The organism is Arthrobacter sp. D1-17 (assembly GCF_054130535.1).
On the sequence record NZ_CP096382.1, the window covers coordinates 3,253,989 to 3,272,852 of the forward strand.

12 protein-coding genes are annotated in these 18,864 nt (G+C 65.5%); 8 read left to right on the forward strand and 4 right to left on the reverse strand.

What is annotated here, in order from left to right:
• Positions 1-4: 4 nt before the first annotated feature.
• Together M1E01_RS15035 and M1E01_RS15040 are read right to left on the reverse strand one after the other, a co-directional pair.
• On the reverse strand, positions 5-1,624 hold the full coding sequence (locus tag M1E01_RS15035; protein ID WP_457972361.1) for an ABC transporter permease: 1,620 nt from the start codon (positions 1,622-1,624) through the stop codon (positions 5-7).
• Complete coding sequence (locus tag M1E01_RS15040; RefSeq protein WP_457972362.1) at positions 1,624-2,532, reverse strand: ABC transporter ATP-binding protein; 909 nt, start codon at positions 2,530-2,532, stop codon at positions 1,624-1,626. Before M1E01_RS15040 ends, M1E01_RS15035 begins: the two co-directional genes overlap by 1 nt.
• Before the next feature lie 404 nt (positions 2,533-2,936).
• Between M1E01_RS15040 and M1E01_RS15045 the strand changes: the two genes are divergently transcribed.
• The 4 genes from M1E01_RS15045 to M1E01_RS15060 all read left to right on the forward strand — a co-directional run bounded on the left by M1E01_RS15045 (position 2,937) and on the right by M1E01_RS15060 (position 8,451).
• A complete protein-coding gene (locus M1E01_RS15045; RefSeq protein WP_457972363.1) occupies positions 2,937-4,583 on the forward strand; it encodes a serine hydrolase domain-containing protein in 1,647 nt (548 codons plus the stop codon).
• 194 nt (positions 4,584-4,777) lie between these two features.
• Positions 4,778-5,959 carry a M24 family metallopeptidase gene (locus M1E01_RS15050; protein ID WP_457972364.1) on the forward strand — a complete coding sequence of 394 codons (1,182 nt, stop codon included), beginning with the start codon at positions 4,778-4,780 and terminating at the stop codon, positions 5,957-5,959.
• 3 nt (positions 5,960-5,962) lie between these two features.
• Entirely contained in the window at positions 5,963-7,216 is a 1,254-nt protein-coding gene (locus M1E01_RS15055) for an aminotransferase-like domain-containing protein (protein ID WP_457972365.1), read from the forward strand.
• 68 nt (positions 7,217-7,284) lie between these two features.
• Positions 7,285-8,451 (forward strand): M20 family metallopeptidase, encoded by a 1,167-nt coding sequence (locus M1E01_RS15060; RefSeq protein WP_457972366.1) that lies wholly within the window; start codon positions 7,285-7,287, stop codon positions 8,449-8,451.
• Positions 8,452-8,642: 191 nt separating this feature from the next.
• Here M1E01_RS15060 and M1E01_RS15065 read toward each other — a convergent pair whose 3' ends face one another.
• Positions 8,643-9,155, reverse strand: coding sequence for a DUF3830 family protein (locus tag M1E01_RS15065; protein ID WP_457972367.1), 513 nt, complete (start codon positions 9,153-9,155; stop codon positions 8,643-8,645).
• Positions 9,156-9,376: 221 nt separating this feature from the next.
• On the opposite strand from M1E01_RS15065, the gene acs reads away from it, so the two are divergent.
• A complete protein-coding gene (gene acs / locus M1E01_RS15070; protein WP_457972368.1) occupies positions 9,377-11,401 on the forward strand; it encodes an acetate--CoA ligase in 2,025 nt (674 codons plus the stop codon).
• A 519-nt stretch (positions 11,402-11,920) separates the two neighbouring features.
• On the opposite strand, the gene M1E01_RS15075 is transcribed toward acs, so the two are convergent.
• Positions 11,921-12,850 (reverse strand): D-2-hydroxyacid dehydrogenase, encoded by a 930-nt coding sequence (locus tag M1E01_RS15075; protein WP_457972369.1) that lies wholly within the window; start codon positions 12,848-12,850, stop codon positions 11,921-11,923.
• 135 nt (positions 12,851-12,985) lie between these two features.
• Between M1E01_RS15075 and M1E01_RS15080 the strand changes: the two genes are divergently transcribed.
• From M1E01_RS15080 to M1E01_RS15090, 3 genes are read left to right on the forward strand one after another with little or no spacing between them, the layout of a single operon-like run.
• On the forward strand, positions 12,986-14,263 hold the full coding sequence (locus M1E01_RS15080; protein WP_457972370.1) for an aspartate aminotransferase family protein: 1,278 nt from the start codon (positions 12,986-12,988) through the stop codon (positions 14,261-14,263).
• Between the two features lie 6 nt (positions 14,264-14,269).
• Positions 14,270-17,371: an FAD-binding and (Fe-S)-binding domain-containing protein gene (locus M1E01_RS15085; RefSeq protein ID WP_457972371.1), complete on the forward strand. Its 3,102-nt coding sequence runs from the start codon at positions 14,270-14,272 to the stop codon at positions 17,369-17,371.
• Positions 17,368-18,861 carry an NAD-dependent succinate-semialdehyde dehydrogenase gene (locus M1E01_RS15090; RefSeq protein WP_457972372.1) on the forward strand — a complete coding sequence of 498 codons (1,494 nt, stop codon included), beginning with the start codon at positions 17,368-17,370 and terminating at the stop codon, positions 18,859-18,861. The genes M1E01_RS15085 and M1E01_RS15090 overlap by 4 nt, the downstream gene beginning before the upstream one ends.
• The last annotated feature ends 3 nt before the right edge of the window (positions 18,862-18,864 follow it).

Below are 18,864 nucleotides of genomic sequence, written 5' to 3' on the forward strand. Positions count from 1 at the left end.
CCGCTCATCCGGTGAGGTCCCTGTGCCTGACCAGATAAGCCGCAAGACCGGCTCCTGCCGCAGCAATGGCGGTCATGGTCAGGGCCGCGACCGCGTCGAAGGATTCCACCGGCATGGCCGGGGAGTGACGGAACGGGCTCAGGTCCTGAAGCCATACCGGCAGGCCAAGAAGGTCGCCGAATTCTCCCAGCATGAGCCCGACGGCGAGGAACCCCCAGCCCAGCGGAATGGATAGGCGTGGCGTGGCGGCGAACGCAACGGCCGTTACAGCCAGGAAGACGGCCGCGGCCGGGACGTGGGCGAGGGCCGCCGGCACCAATAGTCCAGCCGGCCCGTTTCGTGCTCCGGCCAGTCCCACTCCGAGGGCGGCTGCAGCACCGGCCGTTGCGGTCACGGCAAGCACGGAGCCAGCCGCCACCAATACGTTCGCGTTCAGCCACCGGGCCCGGGACGCCGGCACGGCAAGGAGCAGTTCGGCCCGGCCTTCAACCTCTTCCGCATGCAGCCGAAGGACCGCCTGGATGCCGGCAGCCGCAGCCAGGACACCTGCGATGCCGAGTATGGCGGTGATGAACAGATCCAGCATCTCGGCCCGGGTACCAGGCACGAGCCGGCTGATCAGGTCCTGCAGTGACGCATTCCCGGCCACCGCCTCACTGGCCAGAGGCCCAAGACCGCCCGCCACAGCCCCTATGGCAGCAGCCGCCAGGCACCAACCAAACAACGTGGCGCGTTGAAGACGGAAGGCAAGTCCCAAGAATGACGCGCCGCCCACGCCTGCCCGGGCCCTGCCGGCGCGCTGGGGCAGCAGGCTGGCGCCCAGATCCCGCCGGTCCTGAATCAGCACCACGGCGGCAGCCAAGATTGCTGCCGCGGCAACCAGGACCAGCAACGGCATCGGGTCAGCTACAACAAATGGCCGGGACCGCTGGCCCCAGCCTATGGGCGAGAGCAGCGAGGGCCAGGCGGGCGTAACGTGCAACAGGTCGGCATCGGGGGTCCCCAGGGCATCCCCTACACCCCGAAGGAGGTAGGCCCCGCCGACAAGGCCGGCTGCGGCGCCGTTCGCCGAACGCCCGGACGGCAGCAGCTGTGCCGCAACCGCAGCGACGGGGACAAAGAACACGCCTACAGCACCCACCGCTGCGCCTGCCACGACAGCCCCTGCGACGGGCAGGCCCGCGGCGAGGAAGGCGGCGGCAACCGACAGTGCAAGGGCGACGTTTGCGGCCCCGCCCAAAAGCAAGGTCGCCAGCAGCGGCGCAGGACGGGAAAGCGGGACGGCACCGACGAACTCCGCGCGGCCAAGTTCCTCATCCAACCGGGTATGGCGGATGACGAGGAACGTACTCATGAGCCCGGCCAGGCCAGCAGTGAACGCGTATCCGCCGAAGAACGCGACAGCCCCGGTGCCGGTCCCGTCTGGCAGGCCCCGCAGGAAAAGAAACGCGGGGTTCACCGCGGACACTGCGATGATGGCCGCGCGGTCACTCTCGGCACTGAACTGCCCCGCGACGGCGGCGGCGGTAGCGAAGGCAAGAAAGGCTATCGCCAGGATCCAGACAGGCAGGAGCCAACGGTCACTGCGCGCTTGGAACAGGGCCAGCCGCAGGACGCCGCTCATCACTTTCTCCCGTCCCGGTCGCTGTAGTGGCGCAGGAACAGCTCCTCCAACGAGGGCGGGGCGGCGGTAATGGTCGTGACGCCGGTGCGGGCGAGCCCTTCGAGGACGGAGCCGAGCTCCGAAGCATCAGCATCAAACTCTGTGCCAAGGCCATTGCTGCGGACACCGTGCACGCCCGGCAGTGACACCAGTCCCACCGGCTCCGCTGCAGTGGTGATCCGGAAGCGGGTCCGGGTCAGGTGCCTCAGCTCGGCCAGGGTTCCTGTTTCAACAGCGGTGCCGGAGCGGATGATGGTGATCCGGTCGCAGAGCTGTTCAACCTCGCTGAGGACATGGCTGGAAAGCAGGACGGTCGCTCCGTCGGCGGCGACACGTCTGATGTGGCGACGGAAAACGGAGTCCATGACCGGGTCCAGGCCTGCGCTGGGCTCATCCAGGAGGTACAGCCGCGCCGGGCGGGCGAACGCGGCGATGAGAGCCGCCTTCTGACGGTTGCCCTTCGAATAGGTCCGGGACTTCCGCCGGGGATCGAACTCGAACTCCTCAATGAGTTCCCTAAGCAGCCGTTCCTCAGCACCGCCTCGCAGTCCCGTGAGCAGGTCGATGACCTCACCGCCGGACAGGTTGGGCCACAGATTTACATCCCCCGGAACGTAAGCGACGTCCCGGTGCGCTGTGGCAGGTTCAATCCAAGGATCCAGGCCGAAGACGCGGGCGGTACCTGACGTGGGGCGGATCAGGCCAAGAAGTATCCGCAATGTGGTCGACTTGCCTGCGCCGTTGGGGCCCAGGAAGCCGTGGACCTCCCCCGGCAGCACGGACAGATCGAGGCCCGCCAGCGCCATAATGCGGCCAAAATTCTTAACCAGGCCGGTGGTTTCAATGACAGGAGATGACTCAGAGCACATGGCAGGTCCGTTCCTAGCATGAACACCCGAGGCGGCTGCCCAGGGTGATCCGCACACTCATCCGTGCGGGCCGACCAGGCTTCCCGGCACTCCGAACCACAGCATACAATCACCGCTCCGGCGCCGGAAGACCGCCACCGGCGCCCCGCCCCTGTCCCTCAAGACCCCTTTCCCTTGAACCTAGCCGGCCAGGTTCTCCAGGACGTCCACGGCTACGGCCAGACCGTCCGCTGACCGGACACGCACTCCGACCCGGCGGCATTGCTTCCACCCTCTTCGGCTAATTTTCGGCTGAGGCTGGCAGACTGGCTATGGCCGCTCTCAATCCGCGAACCCACGTCGTTGTTTTCCCTCGAGCCACCCCATACGGTGAAGAGACGGTCAGCCGAAGTGCAGGTGCGGGTATGGGAAGTATTCCGTGGTCATCGCGCTGGCTTGTTTCGTGCTTCCTGAGCGCTGGCCTTGCCCTCGGCTTCCTCGCGCAAGCTGCGATAGCGGCCGCGCCTTCCGCACCTGAAGCTGCCGTCCCGAACCAGGCCTACGAGAGGGTGGACGCCTTCCTGCAGGAGCGGATCCAGGCCATGGGACTGCCCGGTGCCGCAATCGCGGTCGTCAAGGACGGCGTCCAGGTGCACTCCGCCGCCTTCGGCGAGGCTGATGATTCGGGGCGCCCGATGACTGCCCAGACCCCGGTGCTGCTGGCTTCAACGACCAAGTCCCTCACAGCCATCGCCGTGATGCAGCAGGTCGAGGCCGGACGGCTCCGGCTGGACGAGCCCGTAAAAACCTATCTGCCATGGTTCAGCATGCAGGACCCCCGCGCTGCGGACATCACAGTCCGCCATCTGCTGCACCAGGCCAGCGGCATGGCCGCCAAGGACACCGCATTCGAGGGCACCGACGCCCAGAGCCCGGAAGCCCTCGAAGAAGGCGTGCGCGCCCTGTCGGGATCCCCGCTGGCCGGGATCCCCGGTGAAGCATTCGGGTATGCCAACGCCAACTTCAACATCCTTGGCTTGCTCGTGCAGACAGTCTCCGGCCAGCCGTTCGGAGACTACATGGAGCAGCACGTCTTCGAACCACTGGGAATGCCCCGCAGCCACGCGACGCGGGCAGCTGCCCGGGCGGACAGCGCCGCTGCGGGTTACTCCTTGTGGTTCGGCACCGCCTGGCGCCAGACGGAAGTGCCTGCACCCGCTGCCGGCATGCCGTCGAGCACCATGTACGCCTCGGCGGAGGACCTGGGCCATGAGCTCATCGCGCTGCTGGACGGGGGACGGTACCGTGACCGCCGCATCCTCCGGCCGGAAAGCGTGCAGGCCATGCTTGAGCCGCGGATGCAGGTGGACGGGTCAAAGTTGTACGCCATGGGCTGGTTCACCCGCCCCCTCATGGAATCCGTGAACCCCGCAGGACCGCCCCCACCCGACGAGGAGTTGCCGCTGCTCGCGGAGCACCAAGGCGAATGGGGCAACTCGCACACCTACCTGGCCATGGTCCCGTCCTCACGCCTCGGCGTCGCCCTGGTCATCAACGCGAACGACACCTCGGCCCCGTCCCGGCTTAAAGCCATCGATACCAACATCCTCCGGATTCTCCACGGTCAGGAACCGGTGCCGGCCGTGCTGCAGGAGGACTGGCTGCAGCGCTATAGCTGGGCCGTGGCGCTTGGACTGCTGCTTGCGGAACTTCTCAGCCTGGTGCTGGCGCTGCGGTTTCTGCTGCGACCCGGCCCTGCCGGTTCCGACCCTGCCAGCCCCGGCCATGCCAGTTCCGGCCACGGCAGTTCCGACCGCGGCAGCCGCGGGACAGGGTGGCGGCTGCTGCGGGCCGGCCTGGCGGCCCTCGCCCTCGCCCTGGACGGCTTCGTGCTGTGGTTATGCCTGCTCTATGCCCCTGCCAAGTTCGACACCAACCTTGCCGTCATAGTCCACCAGTTTCCCGACGTCGGTTTCAGTCTGGTTCCGGCGCTCGGCCTGGCCATCCTGTGGGCGGTCCCGCGAACAGCTTTGTTGCTCTCCCGGATGGGAAGAGGCGTGGCGCTTCCGTGATCTCATCACGGACCGGTGCACTGGTCCGGAATTTTCCTCGCGCCCGCGCAGCTTGGCGCAACAACAGGCCCAGTCAATTCCCCACGAGACGAGGCGGATGGCCTTGGAACACCACAAGGTTCGTCGCGAACTTGTGTGACCGGCGCCACGTAGAATAGATTGTAAACAATCTACTATTCTTATGGAGGTGTCTTTTGCTGTTCAGCCAAGGGGAGTACGACGCCCGGCTCGCCGGAGTCCGCGTACGCATGGCCAAGCAGGGCCTCGCGGCCTTGCTGGTAACCGATCCTGCCAACATCTATTACCTGACCGGCTACAACGCGTGGTCCTTCTACACCCCCCAGATGGTCTTCGTTCCCGCCGACGGGCCCATGCTGCTCTTCACCAGGGCGATGGACGCCGGCGGCGCCTTCCGCACCAGTTGGCTGCCGGAGGACAGCATCGTCGGGTACCCGGAACAGTACGTTCACCGCCCGCACGTGCATCCCTTCGACTGGGTGGCCTTCGCCCTCCGCGAGCGGTACCTCATCGCCGCGGCAGCAAAGGGATGTGTGGGCCTTGAAATGGACTCGCACTTCTTCTCCCCCAAGGCATACCGCTCGCTGGTCAACGCCATTCCGGAATGGACCCTCGTGGACAGCTTCGAGCTGGTCAACTGGGTCCGCTCCATCAAATCACCGGCGGAGATCCAGCTGATGCGCGGCGCCGCGCAGGTCTGCATGGCGGCAATGAAGACCGCCGTAGAAACCATAGACGTCGGGGTCCGCCAGTGCGATGCCGCGGCAGCGATCAGCCAGGCGCAAATCCAGGGTGCCAACGGCATCGGTGGGGACTACCCCGCCATCGTGCCGATGCTGCCCACCGGTGAAGCAGCGGACACCCCGCACCTGACCTGGAGCGAGGACCGCTTCGAGGCCGGACAGGCCGTGGTCATCGAGCTGGCGGGCGCCCACCAGCGCTACCACGCCCCGCTGGCCCGCACCCTGACGCTCGGCAAAAAACCGGACAGGCTTGCGAAGCTGGCCGACGCCGTCGCCGACGGCCTGAACGCCGTGCTCACAGAAGTGCAGCCGGGCGTTCCAGTCAGCGAACTGGCCAGGGCCTGGAACTGGACGCTGGCCAAGTACGGCCTTGAAAAGCCATCCCGCATCGGTTACTCAATAGGCATCGGCTATCCGCCGGACTGGGGCGAGCGCACCATCTCCATCCGCTCCGAGGATGAGTCCGTCCTCGCTGAGAACATGACCTTCCATGTAATCGGGGGCATGTGGATGGACAACTACGGCTATGAACTCTCCGAATCAATCCGCGTCACCGCAGACGGCGTGGAAACATTTACCAGCTTCCCCCGGGAACTCATCCAGAAAGGCGGTTAGGTCATGACCGTTGACCATTTCGCCACCCGCTCCCGCGCCACCCTGCCCCTGGCAGACCGCGCAGCCAATCTCGTCGGCTCTGTCATCGACTCCAGCACCTCCCTGCTGGCCTCCCAGACACATGACATCGTCCGTTTCGCTATGGGCTCACCCGCAGACGAAGCGGTACCGCTGGCCGAATTCCGTCAGATCGCGGACCAGGTCATCGACCACAGTTCCATGACCTACGGCGCCACTGAGGGCGAACCCGTGCTGTTGAAGGCCCTTGTTGAGTACCTCGCCGGCACCTCGGACCCCACGGACGAGGAACGTATTACCATTACCGCCGGTGGCATGCAGGGCCTGGACCTGGCCTGCAAGATCTTCGTCAACCCGGGTGACCTGGTGATCGTGGAAAGCCCCACCTACACCAATGGCAGCGCCACTGCACTGAGCTACGGCGCCGAACTTCTCGAGGCGCCAATAGACGAGAACGGCCTCATCGTCGAGGCCCTTCCGGACCTGGTTGCGGCAGCGGGCCGGACCCCCAAAGCGATCTACACCATCCCGAACTTCCAGAACCCTTCCGGCACCACACTCTCACTGCCGCGCCGCCACCAGCTCCTGGAACTGGCGCACGAGTGGAACTCCGTCGTCATCGACGATGACCCCTACGGCCTGCTCCGTTTTGAGGGCGAGGACCTTCCCTCCCTCCAAGCTTTGAGTCCCGGGGATCCGCTGCTCTTTTCGGTCCGGACCTTCTCCAAGATTTTGGCTCCTGGTTTGCGGGTGGGGTGGGTGGACACGGACCCCGCGCTGCGACAGCTGGTCATCAACGCCAAGCAGGCAATGGACACCTCCACTAACGTTCCTGCCCAGCACATCGTTGCCGAATTCATCCGCCGCGGAGGCTTGGACAACCACCTCGCAGGCCTGCGGACTGAATACAAGCGCCGCAAGGATTCGATGCAGGAGAGCCTGCGCCGCAATCTAGGAGACAGGGTCACCACCACCGATCCCGAGGGAGGCTTCTTCCTCTGGCTCACACTTCAGGGACAGGACGCACAGATCTCCACTCGGAAGCTCTTCGAGACGGCCCTTGCCGAAGGCGTCGCCTTCATCCCCGGTCCGGCCCTTTCCGCCAGCGGAAAGTTCGACGACGCGCTGCGGCTCTGCTTCGCATCCACCACACCCGAACGGGCCGAGGAAGGCGTCATCCGGCTCCGGCGCGCGATGGACCTGGAACTCGCAGGGTTGAAGGGCGGAGGCAACGCTTGAGGACCGCAGCGGAACGACAGCGGCCGAAACAACAAGCCCTTGAACAACTGCGGCTGGAGCAGAAAGTCTTGGATTTGGTCAGCGAGGCCGAACTTGTCTCGCTGACCACGGCCCTGGTGGCCGCCGCCGGGGAAAATCCGGGCGGCACCGAGGAAGCCACGGTGGACGTCCTGAGGAACTTCAGCCTGGTTGCGGGCCTGGAGGTGTCAACGGAGACAGTGGCCACGGGACGGCCGAACTTCACCGCCATCCTGCCCGGCGGTCCCCGGCCCGGCGTCCTGTTCCTGGGCCACTCCGACGTGGTTCCGGCAGGAGCAGGTTGGGAGCGCCCACCGTTCGAGCCGCATGTGCGGGACGGCAGGCTTTATGGCCGCGGTGCCACCGACATGAAGGGCGGCCTGGCTGCAGTGCTCATCGCGCTGAAGGCCCTCAAGGATGCCGGTGCGGAGCTCTCCGGGAACGCCGCACTCGCATGCACGGTGGACGAGGAGGACTTGGGACTCGGCATCCGGGCCTACACGGCAACCTCCCTCAAAGATCCGACATTCTCCTACTCGGCGTGCGTCGTCGCGGAGCCCACCGACCTTGAAACAGTCATCGGTTGCCGGGGCGATAGCTACATTGAGCTGAAAGTCACCGGCAAGTCAGCCCACTCCGGCCGGCCCGCAGACGGCCGGAACGCCATTGACGCTGCAGCCAAGATCCTGGAGCTTGTCCGGGAGGACCATGCCCGACTCCAAACCACTCAGGACCCTTTGCTCGGAGCTGGAACCTGGAGCACCGGCCTCATCCGCGGGGGCACCGGCACATCGATGGTGGCCGCCGAGTGCACCCTGTCCCTGGACCGCCGCCTCATGCCCGGCGAGGACGCGCACCTGATCCTGGACTGCCTTCAACGGCAGATCAGCGAGGCCGGTATTGACACCGACGGCATCCGCGTGGAGGCGGAGGTCACCATGGAGATGCCCGGTTTCCGCACTCCCGAAACCCATGCCCTGGTGGCAAATTCGGTCAAAGCATTGGCCGACTCCGGCGTCAGCAGCGCCGTGACCGGCTGGACGGCTGCCTGTGACGGCGGTTTCATTGCCCGGGACCTTGGCATTCCCGCGATTGTCATGGGACCCGGCGGCCTCAACGACCAGGCGCACCAGGTGAATGAATCGGTCAGCATCGCGGAGCTCGTAGCCGCCGCCCGCGCGTACGCGCTTATGTGCCTGCGGCACGATAGAAGCTGACAGCGGCAGACTCCAGGAGCCCTGAATCCAGACAGACCGGAACGGCCGGCTGCACATCGTGCAGCCGGCCCTTTCCATTGCTTTCGTCATCCTGTTGCAGATGCTGCTGGCGTTTTTCCAGACGCAGGAGCACATGCTACTGCAGCCGGGTGCTGGAAGCCGCCCGGCTGCAGTGATTATCCCTGTCTCTGTTACTCGGCCGTCTCCACAGCCCGGGAGTACGTCAGGGTCTCGTCGCGGGCCCCACCCATCCAGATGTCCTGGCAGGCTGCGGCCATCTCATCCAGGCCTTCTACGATCGTGGCAAAGACGTTGCCGGGAACCCAGCCGGTGTCCCCGTTGAGCAACAGGTTGTTGCGGCCGTAGAAGACGGCGAGGTCAACAATTGTCTGCACGGAATCAGTGCCGGAATCCTGCTCGTAGCCGTGGGAAGGCGTTTTCAGGTCGTTAGAAGTGAACGTGAAGTAGCAGACGTCCCCGGGGATTGGGGTCACGGTGGTGTTCTCGGCGCCGGGTTCTACCGGAGCGAAGGCCGGGACGAGGTTGTAGATCTCGTTGCGGGCGTATTTTCCATGAAACACCTGCCCGCTCAGCGGCAGGGCATCCCAGACCGCTTTGCTCGTGCGGGGTGCTACGTCGTCGTGTAGGAGGGCCTTGCAGGTGACCCCCCGCTTCTCCAGGGTGATGTTGATGTACCGGGCCATATTCTGCCTTACTTCGTCGTTGAACCAGAAGACCGTGCGTAACGATCGGATGCCAACAGGCTATGTGGCCGCGATCACTATTGTCAACAATCCTACCGCTCTTGTCCTGGCACTAGAAGCTCCGTAGGATTGTTGACAATGAGCAGCTCGGACGCGCGGTTCGTGGACCAAGCCCTTTCGGAGTATCCCTCGGCTCGAACACCATGATGGAAAGGCTATCCGTGTCAGAAAAAGGACCGGCAGGAGGACAACCCCGGCAGTCAGCACCGGGACCCGGCCTGCATGAGAACCGTAAGTTTGCACCGTCCGCAGAATTCGCCGCGAACGCCGTCGTTGGCGCCGGGATCTATGCAGAGGCCGAGGCTGACCGGCCGGCGTTTTGGGCCAAACAGGCCCGCGAACTGCTCACCTGGAGCAAGGACTTCACCGAAACCCTCGACTGGACGGACCCGCCGTTCGCGAAATGGTTTGTCGGCGGGGAGGTCAACGCGGCCTACAACGCGCTGGACCGGCACGTGGAGAACGGCCTCGGGGACCGGGTTGCGATCTACTTCGAGGGCGAACCCGGTGATTCCCGCACCTACACCTACGCCCAGCTCACCGAGGAAGTGAAGCAGGCCGCGAACGCCTTCGAATCCCTGGGCGTGGCCAAGGGCGACCGTGTTGCCGTGTACCTGCCGATGATCCCCGAAGCCGTGATCACGCTGCTCGCCTGCGCCCGGATCGGCGCCGTGCACTCCGTCGTGTTCGGCGGCTTCTCCGCTGACGCGCTGCGCTCGCGCATCGATGACGCCGAAGCCACGCTCGTCGTCACCGCCGACGGCACCTACCGCCGCGGCAAGCCCAGCGCCCTGAAACCGGCCGTGGACCAGGCGCTCTCCGCTGCCGGGCACACGGTGCAGAACGTCGTGGTGGTCAAGCGCAACGGCGAACCGGTGGACTGGACCGAGGGCCGGGACCACTGGTGGGAGGACACCGTCGGCGCCGCGTCCGCCGAGCACAGCCCGGTGGGCCACGATTCCGAGCACCCGCTGTTCATCCTGTACACCTCCGGCACCACCGGTAAGCCCAAGGGCATCCTGCACACCACCGGCGGCTACCTCACCCAAACCGCGTTCACCCACAAGGCAGTCTTCGACCTGCACCCCGAAACGGACGTGTACTGGTGCACGGCCGACGTCGGATGGGTCACCGGCCACTCCTACGTCGCCTACGCGCCGCTGATCAACGGCGCCACCCAGGTCATGTACGAAGGCACCCCGGACTCCCCCCACCAGGGCCGCTGGTGGGAGATCGTGGAGAAGTACAAGGTCTCCATCCTCTACACCGCGCCCACCGCGATACGGACCTTCATGAAGTGGGGCCGTTCCATCCCGGACGGGTACGACCTGTCCTCCATCCGGGTGCTGGGCTCCGTGGGTGAACCCATCAACCCCGAGGCGTGGATGTGGTACCGCGAGGTCATCGGCGCCAACGCCGGCAAGAACGGTGAAAAGAAGGAGCACCCCGCCCCGATCGTGGACACCTGGTGGCAAACCGAAACCGGCGCGCAGATGATCGCCCCGCTGCCCGGCGTCACGGCCGCCAAGCCCGGCTCCGCCCAGGTGCCCCTGCCCGGCATTGCCGTGGACGTCGTGGACGAGAACGGCGCTTCGGTCCCGGACGGGCACGGCGGGTTCCTGGTGATCCGCGAACCCTGGCCGGCCATGCTCCGCGGCATCTGGGGCGACCCCGAACGCTTCAAGGACACCTACTGGTCCCGGTTCGAAACCATGTACTTCGCCGGGGACGGGGCCAAAAAGGACGAAGACGGCGACATCTGGCTCCTGGGCCGGGTCGATGACGTCATGAACGTCTCAGGCCACCGCCTCTCCACCACCGAGATCGAATCCGCCCTGGTCTCCCACCCCGCCGTGGCCGAAGCCGCCGTCGTGGGCGCCACAGACGAAACCACCGGCCAGGCCGTCGTGGCGTTCGTCATCCTCCGCGGCGACGCCGTGGATTCCGGGGACGCAATCGTCCAGGAACTGCGCAACCACGTCGGCCGCGAAATCGGCCCGATCGCCAAACCCAAAACCGTCCTCGTGGTCCCGGAACTGCCCAAGACCCGCTCCGGCAAAATCATGCGCCGCCTCCTCAAAGACGTCGCCGAAGGCCGCGAAGCAGGCGACGCCACCACCCTGTCGGACAACACCGTCATGGCACAAATCGCGGCTTCCCTGGCACACCGGGTATCCAACCGCTAGTCCCATCCACGGGACAACGGCCACTTACTATCTGACACTGGAGGACAAGTTGAAGAAACGCACACTCACCAGGTCTGCCCGCAGCATTGCGGGCAGCTCAGCTGAGATACTGCCCCGAACGGGCGAACACTGCCCCGTCAGCGGCTGGTGGACGCCGTCGAACCGGGACTCTGCTGCGCAGTTTCTGGCCAAAGGAACCATCATGCCCGCGGCGGACGGAACCGCGGTTACGTGGAGGCTCATTGGCAGCCCGCCCCTCAAAAATACCGAAGGGCAGCACCTTGGTTGTCTTGACCGGATGGTCGCTATCGTCGATCTGACCAAACGGCTGGCGTAGGCGAGCCGCGTGGGAGTCCAGGAACTGCCGCTGGAGGCGTCTGTGCGGATCAACCTCGTGCTGGGGGTCTAACCGCGTCAGCGGCGCAGGCCACAGGAGCTGGAGGGAATGCCCAACAGTAAAGGGGCGGCGTGGGGATTCCCCACACCGCCCCTTATCTTTTGCTGCTCTATGCCGGCTTTTTACCGCGACGCGGCGTAGCCAAACTCCTTGTCCACCAGGTTGACCAGAGGCTTTCCGGCCAGCCACAGGTGCAGGTTGGCTTCAAACTGCCCGGCCAGCGTGTTCCGCCAGCCGACCACGTCTCCGGACATATGGGCGGATATGTGCACGTTGTCCATAGACCAGAACGGGTGTTCCGCCGGCAACGGTTCCACCTGGAAAACATCGAGCGAAGCGGCGGCAACGTGACCGTTTCGCAGTGCCTGGACCAAGGCGTCTTCGTCAACGAGTGCCCCTCGTCCCACGTTCACCACATGGGCGGTTGGCTTCATCGTTCCCAGTACCTCGGCATTGAGGATTCCGCGGGTCTCCTCAGTCAGTGGTGCGATCAGCACCAAGTGGTCGCACCAACCGGCATGGGCCGCCAGCTCTGCGCTGGAAACCACCTTGTTGAAGTCGGGGTCGCTGTCCCTTACGGTTCGCCCGGCTCCAAGGACGTTCATGCCTATAGCTTTCAGCAACCTGGCAGTGGCCCGTCCGATGCCCCCGGTACCAACCACGAGAACATTCTGCCCGGCCGTGCGCTGGACTTCCCGGTGCTTCCACACGTTCTGCTGCTGCAGGCTCTTGCTGACGTGCAGTTGTTTGTCGTGTGCGAGGACAGAGGCCAGCACGAACTCTGCGATGGGGCCGTCGAAGGCTCCATGGGCATTGGTGACAAGGACGTCGGACTGGCGGAGTTCGTCGAAGAGCAGGGAGTCCACGCCCGCGGCTGCGACATGTATCCAACGGAGCGAATCGGCGTGTTTCCATGCATCGCGCAGCGCTGTCGAGAAGAAGTCCCATAGAAAGAGGACCTCGGCCCCCGGGAGGGCGTCAGCCAGGCCATCGGCGTCCGTCATCACCAACTCCACGCGCTGCCCCACGGCGTCGATGTTATGAGGAGGCATGACCCCTTGCGCGGTCAGAATGACAACTTTTGGCCGGTGAGGGGTGACCGGCATCTCATTTATTATGTCCACGTCTCAACTCTAGTTCCATTGCGGATTGTTGACAATCGATCAATATGAGGCAGAATTATCTTCATGACTTCACTTAGCCCCCTCCTCAAGCAAGCAACCCCCTTGGTGGTGGACCACGCCCTTGGCAGCTGGATCCACGCCACCGACGGCAAGGCCTACCTGGACTTCACCACCGGAATTGGTGTGACCAGCACGGGCCACTGCCATCCCCGAGTAGTGGAAGCAGCCCGGGAACAGGTAGGTAAGATCATCCACGCGCAGTACACCACGGTCATGCACAAGCCGCTTCTGGCTCTGACCGAGAAGCTCGGCGAGGTGCTTCCGGAAGGCCTCGACTCCGTTTTTTATGCCAACTCTGGTTCCGAAGCCGTTGAGGCCGCAATCCGCCTGGCACGCATGGCCACCGGACGTCCCAACATCGTTGTTTTCCAGGGCGGCTTCCACGGCCGCACCGTCGCTGCCGCTTCGCTGACCACAGCCGGAACCCGATTCTCCGCAGGTTTCTCCCCGCTGATGTCCGGTGTCCACATGTCCGCGTTCCCCTATGCCTACCGATACGGCTGGGATGAGGCCAGCACTGTCGCCTTCGCCCTGAAGGAACTTGACTACCTGCTGCAGACCCGGACCGCGCCGAATGACACTGCCGCCTTCCTGATTGAGCCGGCTCTGGGCGACGGCGGCTACCTCCCGACCCCTCCCGCATTCCTGGAAGGATTGCGCGAGCGCGCCGACCGCCACGGCATCCAGCTCATTTTTGATGAGGTGCAGGCCGGAGTGGGCCGGATGGGCAAGTTCTGGGGCCATCAGTATTCCAGCGCCACACCGGACATCATCATCACTGCCAAGGGCATTGCCTCCGGCTTCCCAATCTCCGCCATCGCGGCGTCCACCGAAACGATGTCGAAGGGCTGGCCCGGATCCCAGGGCGGCACGTACGGAGGAAACGCTGTTTCCGCCGCTGCCGGCGTCGCCACCCTCGACGTTGTGCGGGAAGAAGGCCTTGTGGAAAATTCCCGCGTTCGCGGTGAACAGCTGCAGTCCGGCCTCAAGGAGATCCAAGCCCGCTTCCCGGTCATCGGTGACGTCCGCGGCCGCGGCCTCATGCTGGGCATTGAATTCACGTCTGAAGACGGCACCCCCGACGCCGCGACCGCCAGCGCTGTCCAACAGGCCACCACGGCAGAGGGGCTGCTGACACTGACCTGCGGCCCAGCCGGCAATGTCGTCCGGCTGATCCCGGCGCTCGTGGTCACCGCAGAGGAAATCTCCCTGGGCCTGGAGCGTTTCGAGGCAGCTGTGGGCGCCGTCGTCGGAGCCGTTCCCGCCTCGACAGGATCCTGAGACCTCATGATTGACGCCGTTCGTTCCCCAGCGGACCCGGTAGTAGACCCCGGCGCGCCGAGTGTCAGTAAGGCCGGGCAACCCGCGGTCCTCGCGCGCCTGGCCTCCGCGGGTGTTGCCGCGGACACCTCGCCGCGGCGCCTGTCGGAATACTCCTACGATGCGTCTAACTACCGCGTGGCCCCGTTAGCCGTGGTCTTCCCGAGAACAGTAGAGGATGTTGTCTCCACCGTTGCTGCCTGCCGTGAAACGGCAACGCCTCTGATCGGCCGCGGCGGCGGGACTTCCATGGCCGGAAACGCCATGGGTCCCGGCATCGTGCTGGATTTTTCCCGGCATATGAACGGCATTCACAGCCTTGATGAAGCCGCCGGAACGGTGGCCGTGGACCCCGGAGTGGTGCTCGCCGTCCTCTCCCGCGAAGTGGAGAAGACGACTGGGGGCCGCTACACCTTTGCGCCGGACCCTTCCTCCAAGAACCGCGCGACCATCGGCGGCTCGCTGGGTAACGACGCGTGCGGTAACCATTCCGTCCGCTATGGACGGACGTCTGACCACGTTGCGGAGATCGACGTCGTCACCTCCGATGGTGCGCGGCTCACCGCTGCGGCCACGGGATTGCGCGCCACCGACCCCAGTGACAACGCCTCGGCCTCCCGCGCCGCTGCCCTGACCGCATCCCTCAAGGACCTGACGCACAACCACCTGTCCGAGTTCCGGCTCGAGCTCGAACGCATCCAGCGCCAGGTTTCCGGTTATCACCTGGCCAACCTGCTGCCGGAAAACGGGTTCAACGTGGCCCGCGCTTTAGCGGGCTCTGAGGGAACGTGCGCGATCATTGTCGGTGCGCGGATGAAGCTCGTACCCAAGCCGGCCAGCGCCCTGCTGGTCTGCCTGGGCTATGCGGACGTGGTCGACGCGGCGCGGGACATCGAGACCATCCTGGAGTTCTCCCCCGCTGCCGTGGAAGGCATCGATGAGGCGATCGTGGAGACCATGCGCTTTCGCCGCGGCGACCGCTCAGTGCTTGGCCTTCCCGATGGAAAGGCCTGGCTCTACGTGGACCTGGACGGCGACAACCCGGGCGAGGTTCGCGCCGACGCCGAGCGGCTGCTTGCCCGACTCAAGGAAAACGGACGGCTCGTGGACGGGCGCCCGGTGCCTGACGCCGTCGAGCGGGCATCCCTCTGGCGTGTCCGCGAGGACGGCGCAGGACTTTCCGCACGGCTCTCCACCGGAGGCGAATCCTGGCCCGGCTGGGAGGACTCCGCCGTGGCTCCTGAAAAACTGGCCGATTACCTCTCCGAGTTCCGCGAACTTCTGGCCCGCCATGAGCTAAGAGGCGTCATGTATGGCCACTTCGGCGCGGGCTGCATGCACATCCGCATCACCTATGATCTCCGCACCGAGGCGGGCCGGGCCGTCTTCCGGACCTTCACACAGGAAGCCGCCGGGCTCGTGGTCCGGCACGGCGGCTCACTCTCGGGAGAACACGGCGATGGCAGGGCCCGCTCGGAACTGCTGCCCATGATGTACTCACCACGGATGTTGGAAGCATTCGCCAGCTTCCGCCGCGCCTGGGACCCGGCAGGAATCCTTAATCCGGGGTCGCTTACTGAAGCGGACCCGATGGACGCCAACCTAGTCCTCGACGGTGTTCCGCAGCGGCAGTGGCGAACGAGCTTCGACCTCCGCCCGCTCGGCGCCGGAGGCAGCGCATCAACCGAAACCGACACTCCCGAGACCTCCACGGGCAGCGGTACGGATCCCTGGGTTCACGCGCTCCAGAGCTGCATTGGCGTCGGCCGTTGCCGCACGGATTCCGGCGGCGTCATGTGCCCGAGCTACCGCGCCACCAAGGATGAAAAGGACTCAACCCGCGGGCGCTCCCGCGTGCTGCAGGACATGGTCCGCGGAGCCCGCACCGTGGAGGAAGGCTGGAAATCGGAGGAGGTCCGTGAGGCCCTTGACCTATGCCTCTCCTGCAAGGCCTGTTCCAGCGACTGCCCCACCGGCGTCGACATGGCCACGTACAAATCCGAGTTCTTCTCGCACTATTACGACGGCAAGCGGCGCCCACTCTCGCACTACTCCCTGGGCTGGCTGCCCCGATGGCTCAAGGTCACCGGCCGCATGGCACCGGTGGTCAACGCCGTGATGTCCACACCGCTGGCCAAAGCGGCTTCCGCCCTGGGCGGGCTCACCACCAAGAGGTCCATGCCCCGCTTCGCCGGAGCGAACGAGTGGCGCCGGGCAGTCTTCGCCGCCGGCGTCGCGCCCGCCCGCAAGTCCAGCAACAGCGGCACGGCCGACGGTGCCAATGGGCCAGCCCCGGACGGAGTAGTCCTGTTCGTGGACACGTTCACCCGCGGCTTCCGGCCTGAGGTCGCCGGTGCAGCGGCGCGCGTTCTCGCCGGCGCCGGTTCCACCACGGAATGTTCCGCCGACGCCTGTTGCGGCCTGACCTGGATTTCCACTGGGCAGCTTGATACGGCCAAAAAGCTGCTGGGCAAGGCGGCCGTCGCGCTCGACGACGGGACCGACCGCCCCATTGTGGTGGTGGAACCGAGCTGTGCCGCCGCGCTGCGCAAGGACCTGCCGGAGCTCGTCCATACGGACCAGGCCCGCCGGGTCGCCGCCAGGGTGCGCAGCTTCGCCTCGCACATAGAAGAGCTGGCGAAGTCGGGCTGGAAACCTACGCCGGCGGAACCCCTGCCGGAAAAGGTGGTGCTACAGACGCACTGCCACGAACACTCCGTCTTCGGCGCGGGCACCCAGCGCGCGGCGCTCGGCGCGGTGGGTGTCGCAGACATAGTGGACGCGACAGGCTGCTGCGGCGTAGCCGGCAACTTCGGCTTCGAAAAGGAGCACTTCGACGTCAGCATGCTGGTGGCCGAGCAGTCTCTAGCGCCTGCCCTGCGGGAGACAGAGGCGGATTCCGTGGTCCTCACCGACGGCTTCTCCTGCGCGATGCAGGTCCGGCAACTCGATGATTCCAAGCCGGGGCGCCACCTCGCCCAACTCCTCGATCCCGGGGGACCGACAACAATCTCCCTTGAGCGCAATCACAAAACACTTCCTTCCACTCAAGAAAAGGACTATTCATGAGCATCCAGGCAACCACCAACTCCAGGACTTCCCAAAAGGCGCTGGACGCCGTCGCCAAGGTGAGCACCAAACTGTTCATCGACGGCGAATGGGCGGAAGCCTCTTCCGGCGCCCGCTTCAACGTCATCAACCCCGCCACCGAGGAAGTCATTGCCACCGTGGCCGACGGCGGTCCCGAAGACGCCCGCCGGGCGATCGAAACGGCCGGCCGTGTACAGAAGGAGTGGGCCAAGACCCCGCCGCGGGAGCGGAGCGAAATCCTACGGCGTGCCTTCGACCTGATCATGGCCCGGCAGGACGAGCTGGCCCTGATCATGACCACCGAGATGGGCAAGCCCTTCGCCGAAGCCAAGGGCGAAGTAGCCTACGCTGCAGAGTTTTTCCGCTGGTTCTCGGAGGAGGCTGTGCGCATCGGCGGCGACCTGACCACCACAGGCGACGGCAAGAACCGGATTCTCGTCTCTAAGGAGCCCGTGGGCCCCTGCGTGCTGGTGACGCCCTGGAACTTCCCGCTGGCCATGGGCACGCGGAAGATCGGTCCGGCCATCGCAGCCGGCTGCACCATGGTCTTCAAGCCTGCCAACCTCACCCCGCTGTCCTCACTGGCGCTGGTGGACATCCTGATCGAGGCCGGCCTGCCCAAGGGCGTGCTCAACGTCGTCACCACCACCAAGGCCTCGGACGTAGTCACCCCGTGGATGGAGAGCGGCATCGCCCGCAAGGTCAGCTTCACCGGCTCCACCGGCGTGGGCATCCGGCTCCTGGAGCAGGCGGCAAAGAACGTCATGCGCTCCTCGATGGAACTCGGCGGCAACGCGCCCCTGATCGTGTTTGAGGATGCCGACCTGGACCGGGCCGTGGAAGGCGCATTTGCCGCCAAGATGCGGAACATGGGCGAGGCCTGCACCGCCGCCAACCGGATTTTCGTCCAGCGCTCTGTGGCCGCCGACTTCTCGGCACGGCTCGCCAAGCGCCTTAAAGCCCTCAAGGTCGGCGACGGCGCCGAGGAAGGCACCGACGTCGGCCCTCTGGTGGAAGAGAAAGCCCTGAACAAGGTCCAGGAACTGGTGGACGACGCCGTCGCCAAGGGCGCCACCGTGGTCTGCGGCGGCTCCCGCCCCGAGGGCACCGGGTACTTCTACTCCCCCACGGTACTTGCGGACGTCAGCCCGGATGCGGCCCTGATGAGCGAGGAGATCTTCGGCCCGGTGGCCCCGGTAATTCCCTTCGACACCGAGGAGGAAGTCATCCGGCTCGCCAACGATACCCCTTGGGGCCTGGCCAGCTACCTGTTCACCCAGGACCTGGACCGAGCCTTCCGCGTGGGCGAGGAACTGGAGGTCGGCATGGTTGGACTCAATACAGGAATTGTGTCCAACCCGGCGGCGCCCTTCGGCGGCATCAAAGCCTCCGGGCTGGGCCGTGAGGGCGGCCGCGTGGGCCTGGACGAGTTCCTGGAAATCAAGTACATGGCCCTCCCCCGCGTCTAGGGC

Coding starts and splice junctions, on each gene's coding strand:
- M1E01_RS15035 (WP_457972361.1), bottom strand. CDS start 1,624: ATGAGCGGCGTCCTGCGGCTGGCCCTGTTCCAAGCGCGCAGTGACCGT.
- M1E01_RS15040 (WP_457972362.1), bottom strand. CDS start 2,532: ATGTGCTCTGAGTCATCTCCTGTCATTGAAACCACCGGCCTGGTTAAG.
- M1E01_RS15045 (WP_457972363.1), top strand. CDS start 2,937: ATGGGAAGTATTCCGTGGTCATCGCGCTGGCTTGTTTCGTGCTTCCTG.
- M1E01_RS15055 (WP_457972365.1), top strand. CDS start 5,963: ATGACCGTTGACCATTTCGCCACCCGCTCCCGCGCCACCCTGCCCCTG.
- M1E01_RS15065 (WP_457972367.1), bottom strand. CDS start 9,155: ATGGCCCGGTACATCAACATCACCCTGGAGAAGCGGGGGGTCACCTGC.
- M1E01_RS15075 (WP_457972369.1), bottom strand. CDS start 12,850: ATGCCTCCTCATAACATCGACGCCGTGGGGCAGCGCGTGGAGTTGGTG.
- M1E01_RS15080 (WP_457972370.1), top strand. CDS start 12,986: ATGACTTCACTTAGCCCCCTCCTCAAGCAAGCAACCCCCTTGGTGGTG.
- M1E01_RS15085 (WP_457972371.1), top strand. CDS start 14,270: ATGATTGACGCCGTTCGTTCCCCAGCGGACCCGGTAGTAGACCCCGGC.
- M1E01_RS15090 (WP_457972372.1), top strand. CDS start 17,368: ATGAGCATCCAGGCAACCACCAACTCCAGGACTTCCCAAAAGGCGCTG.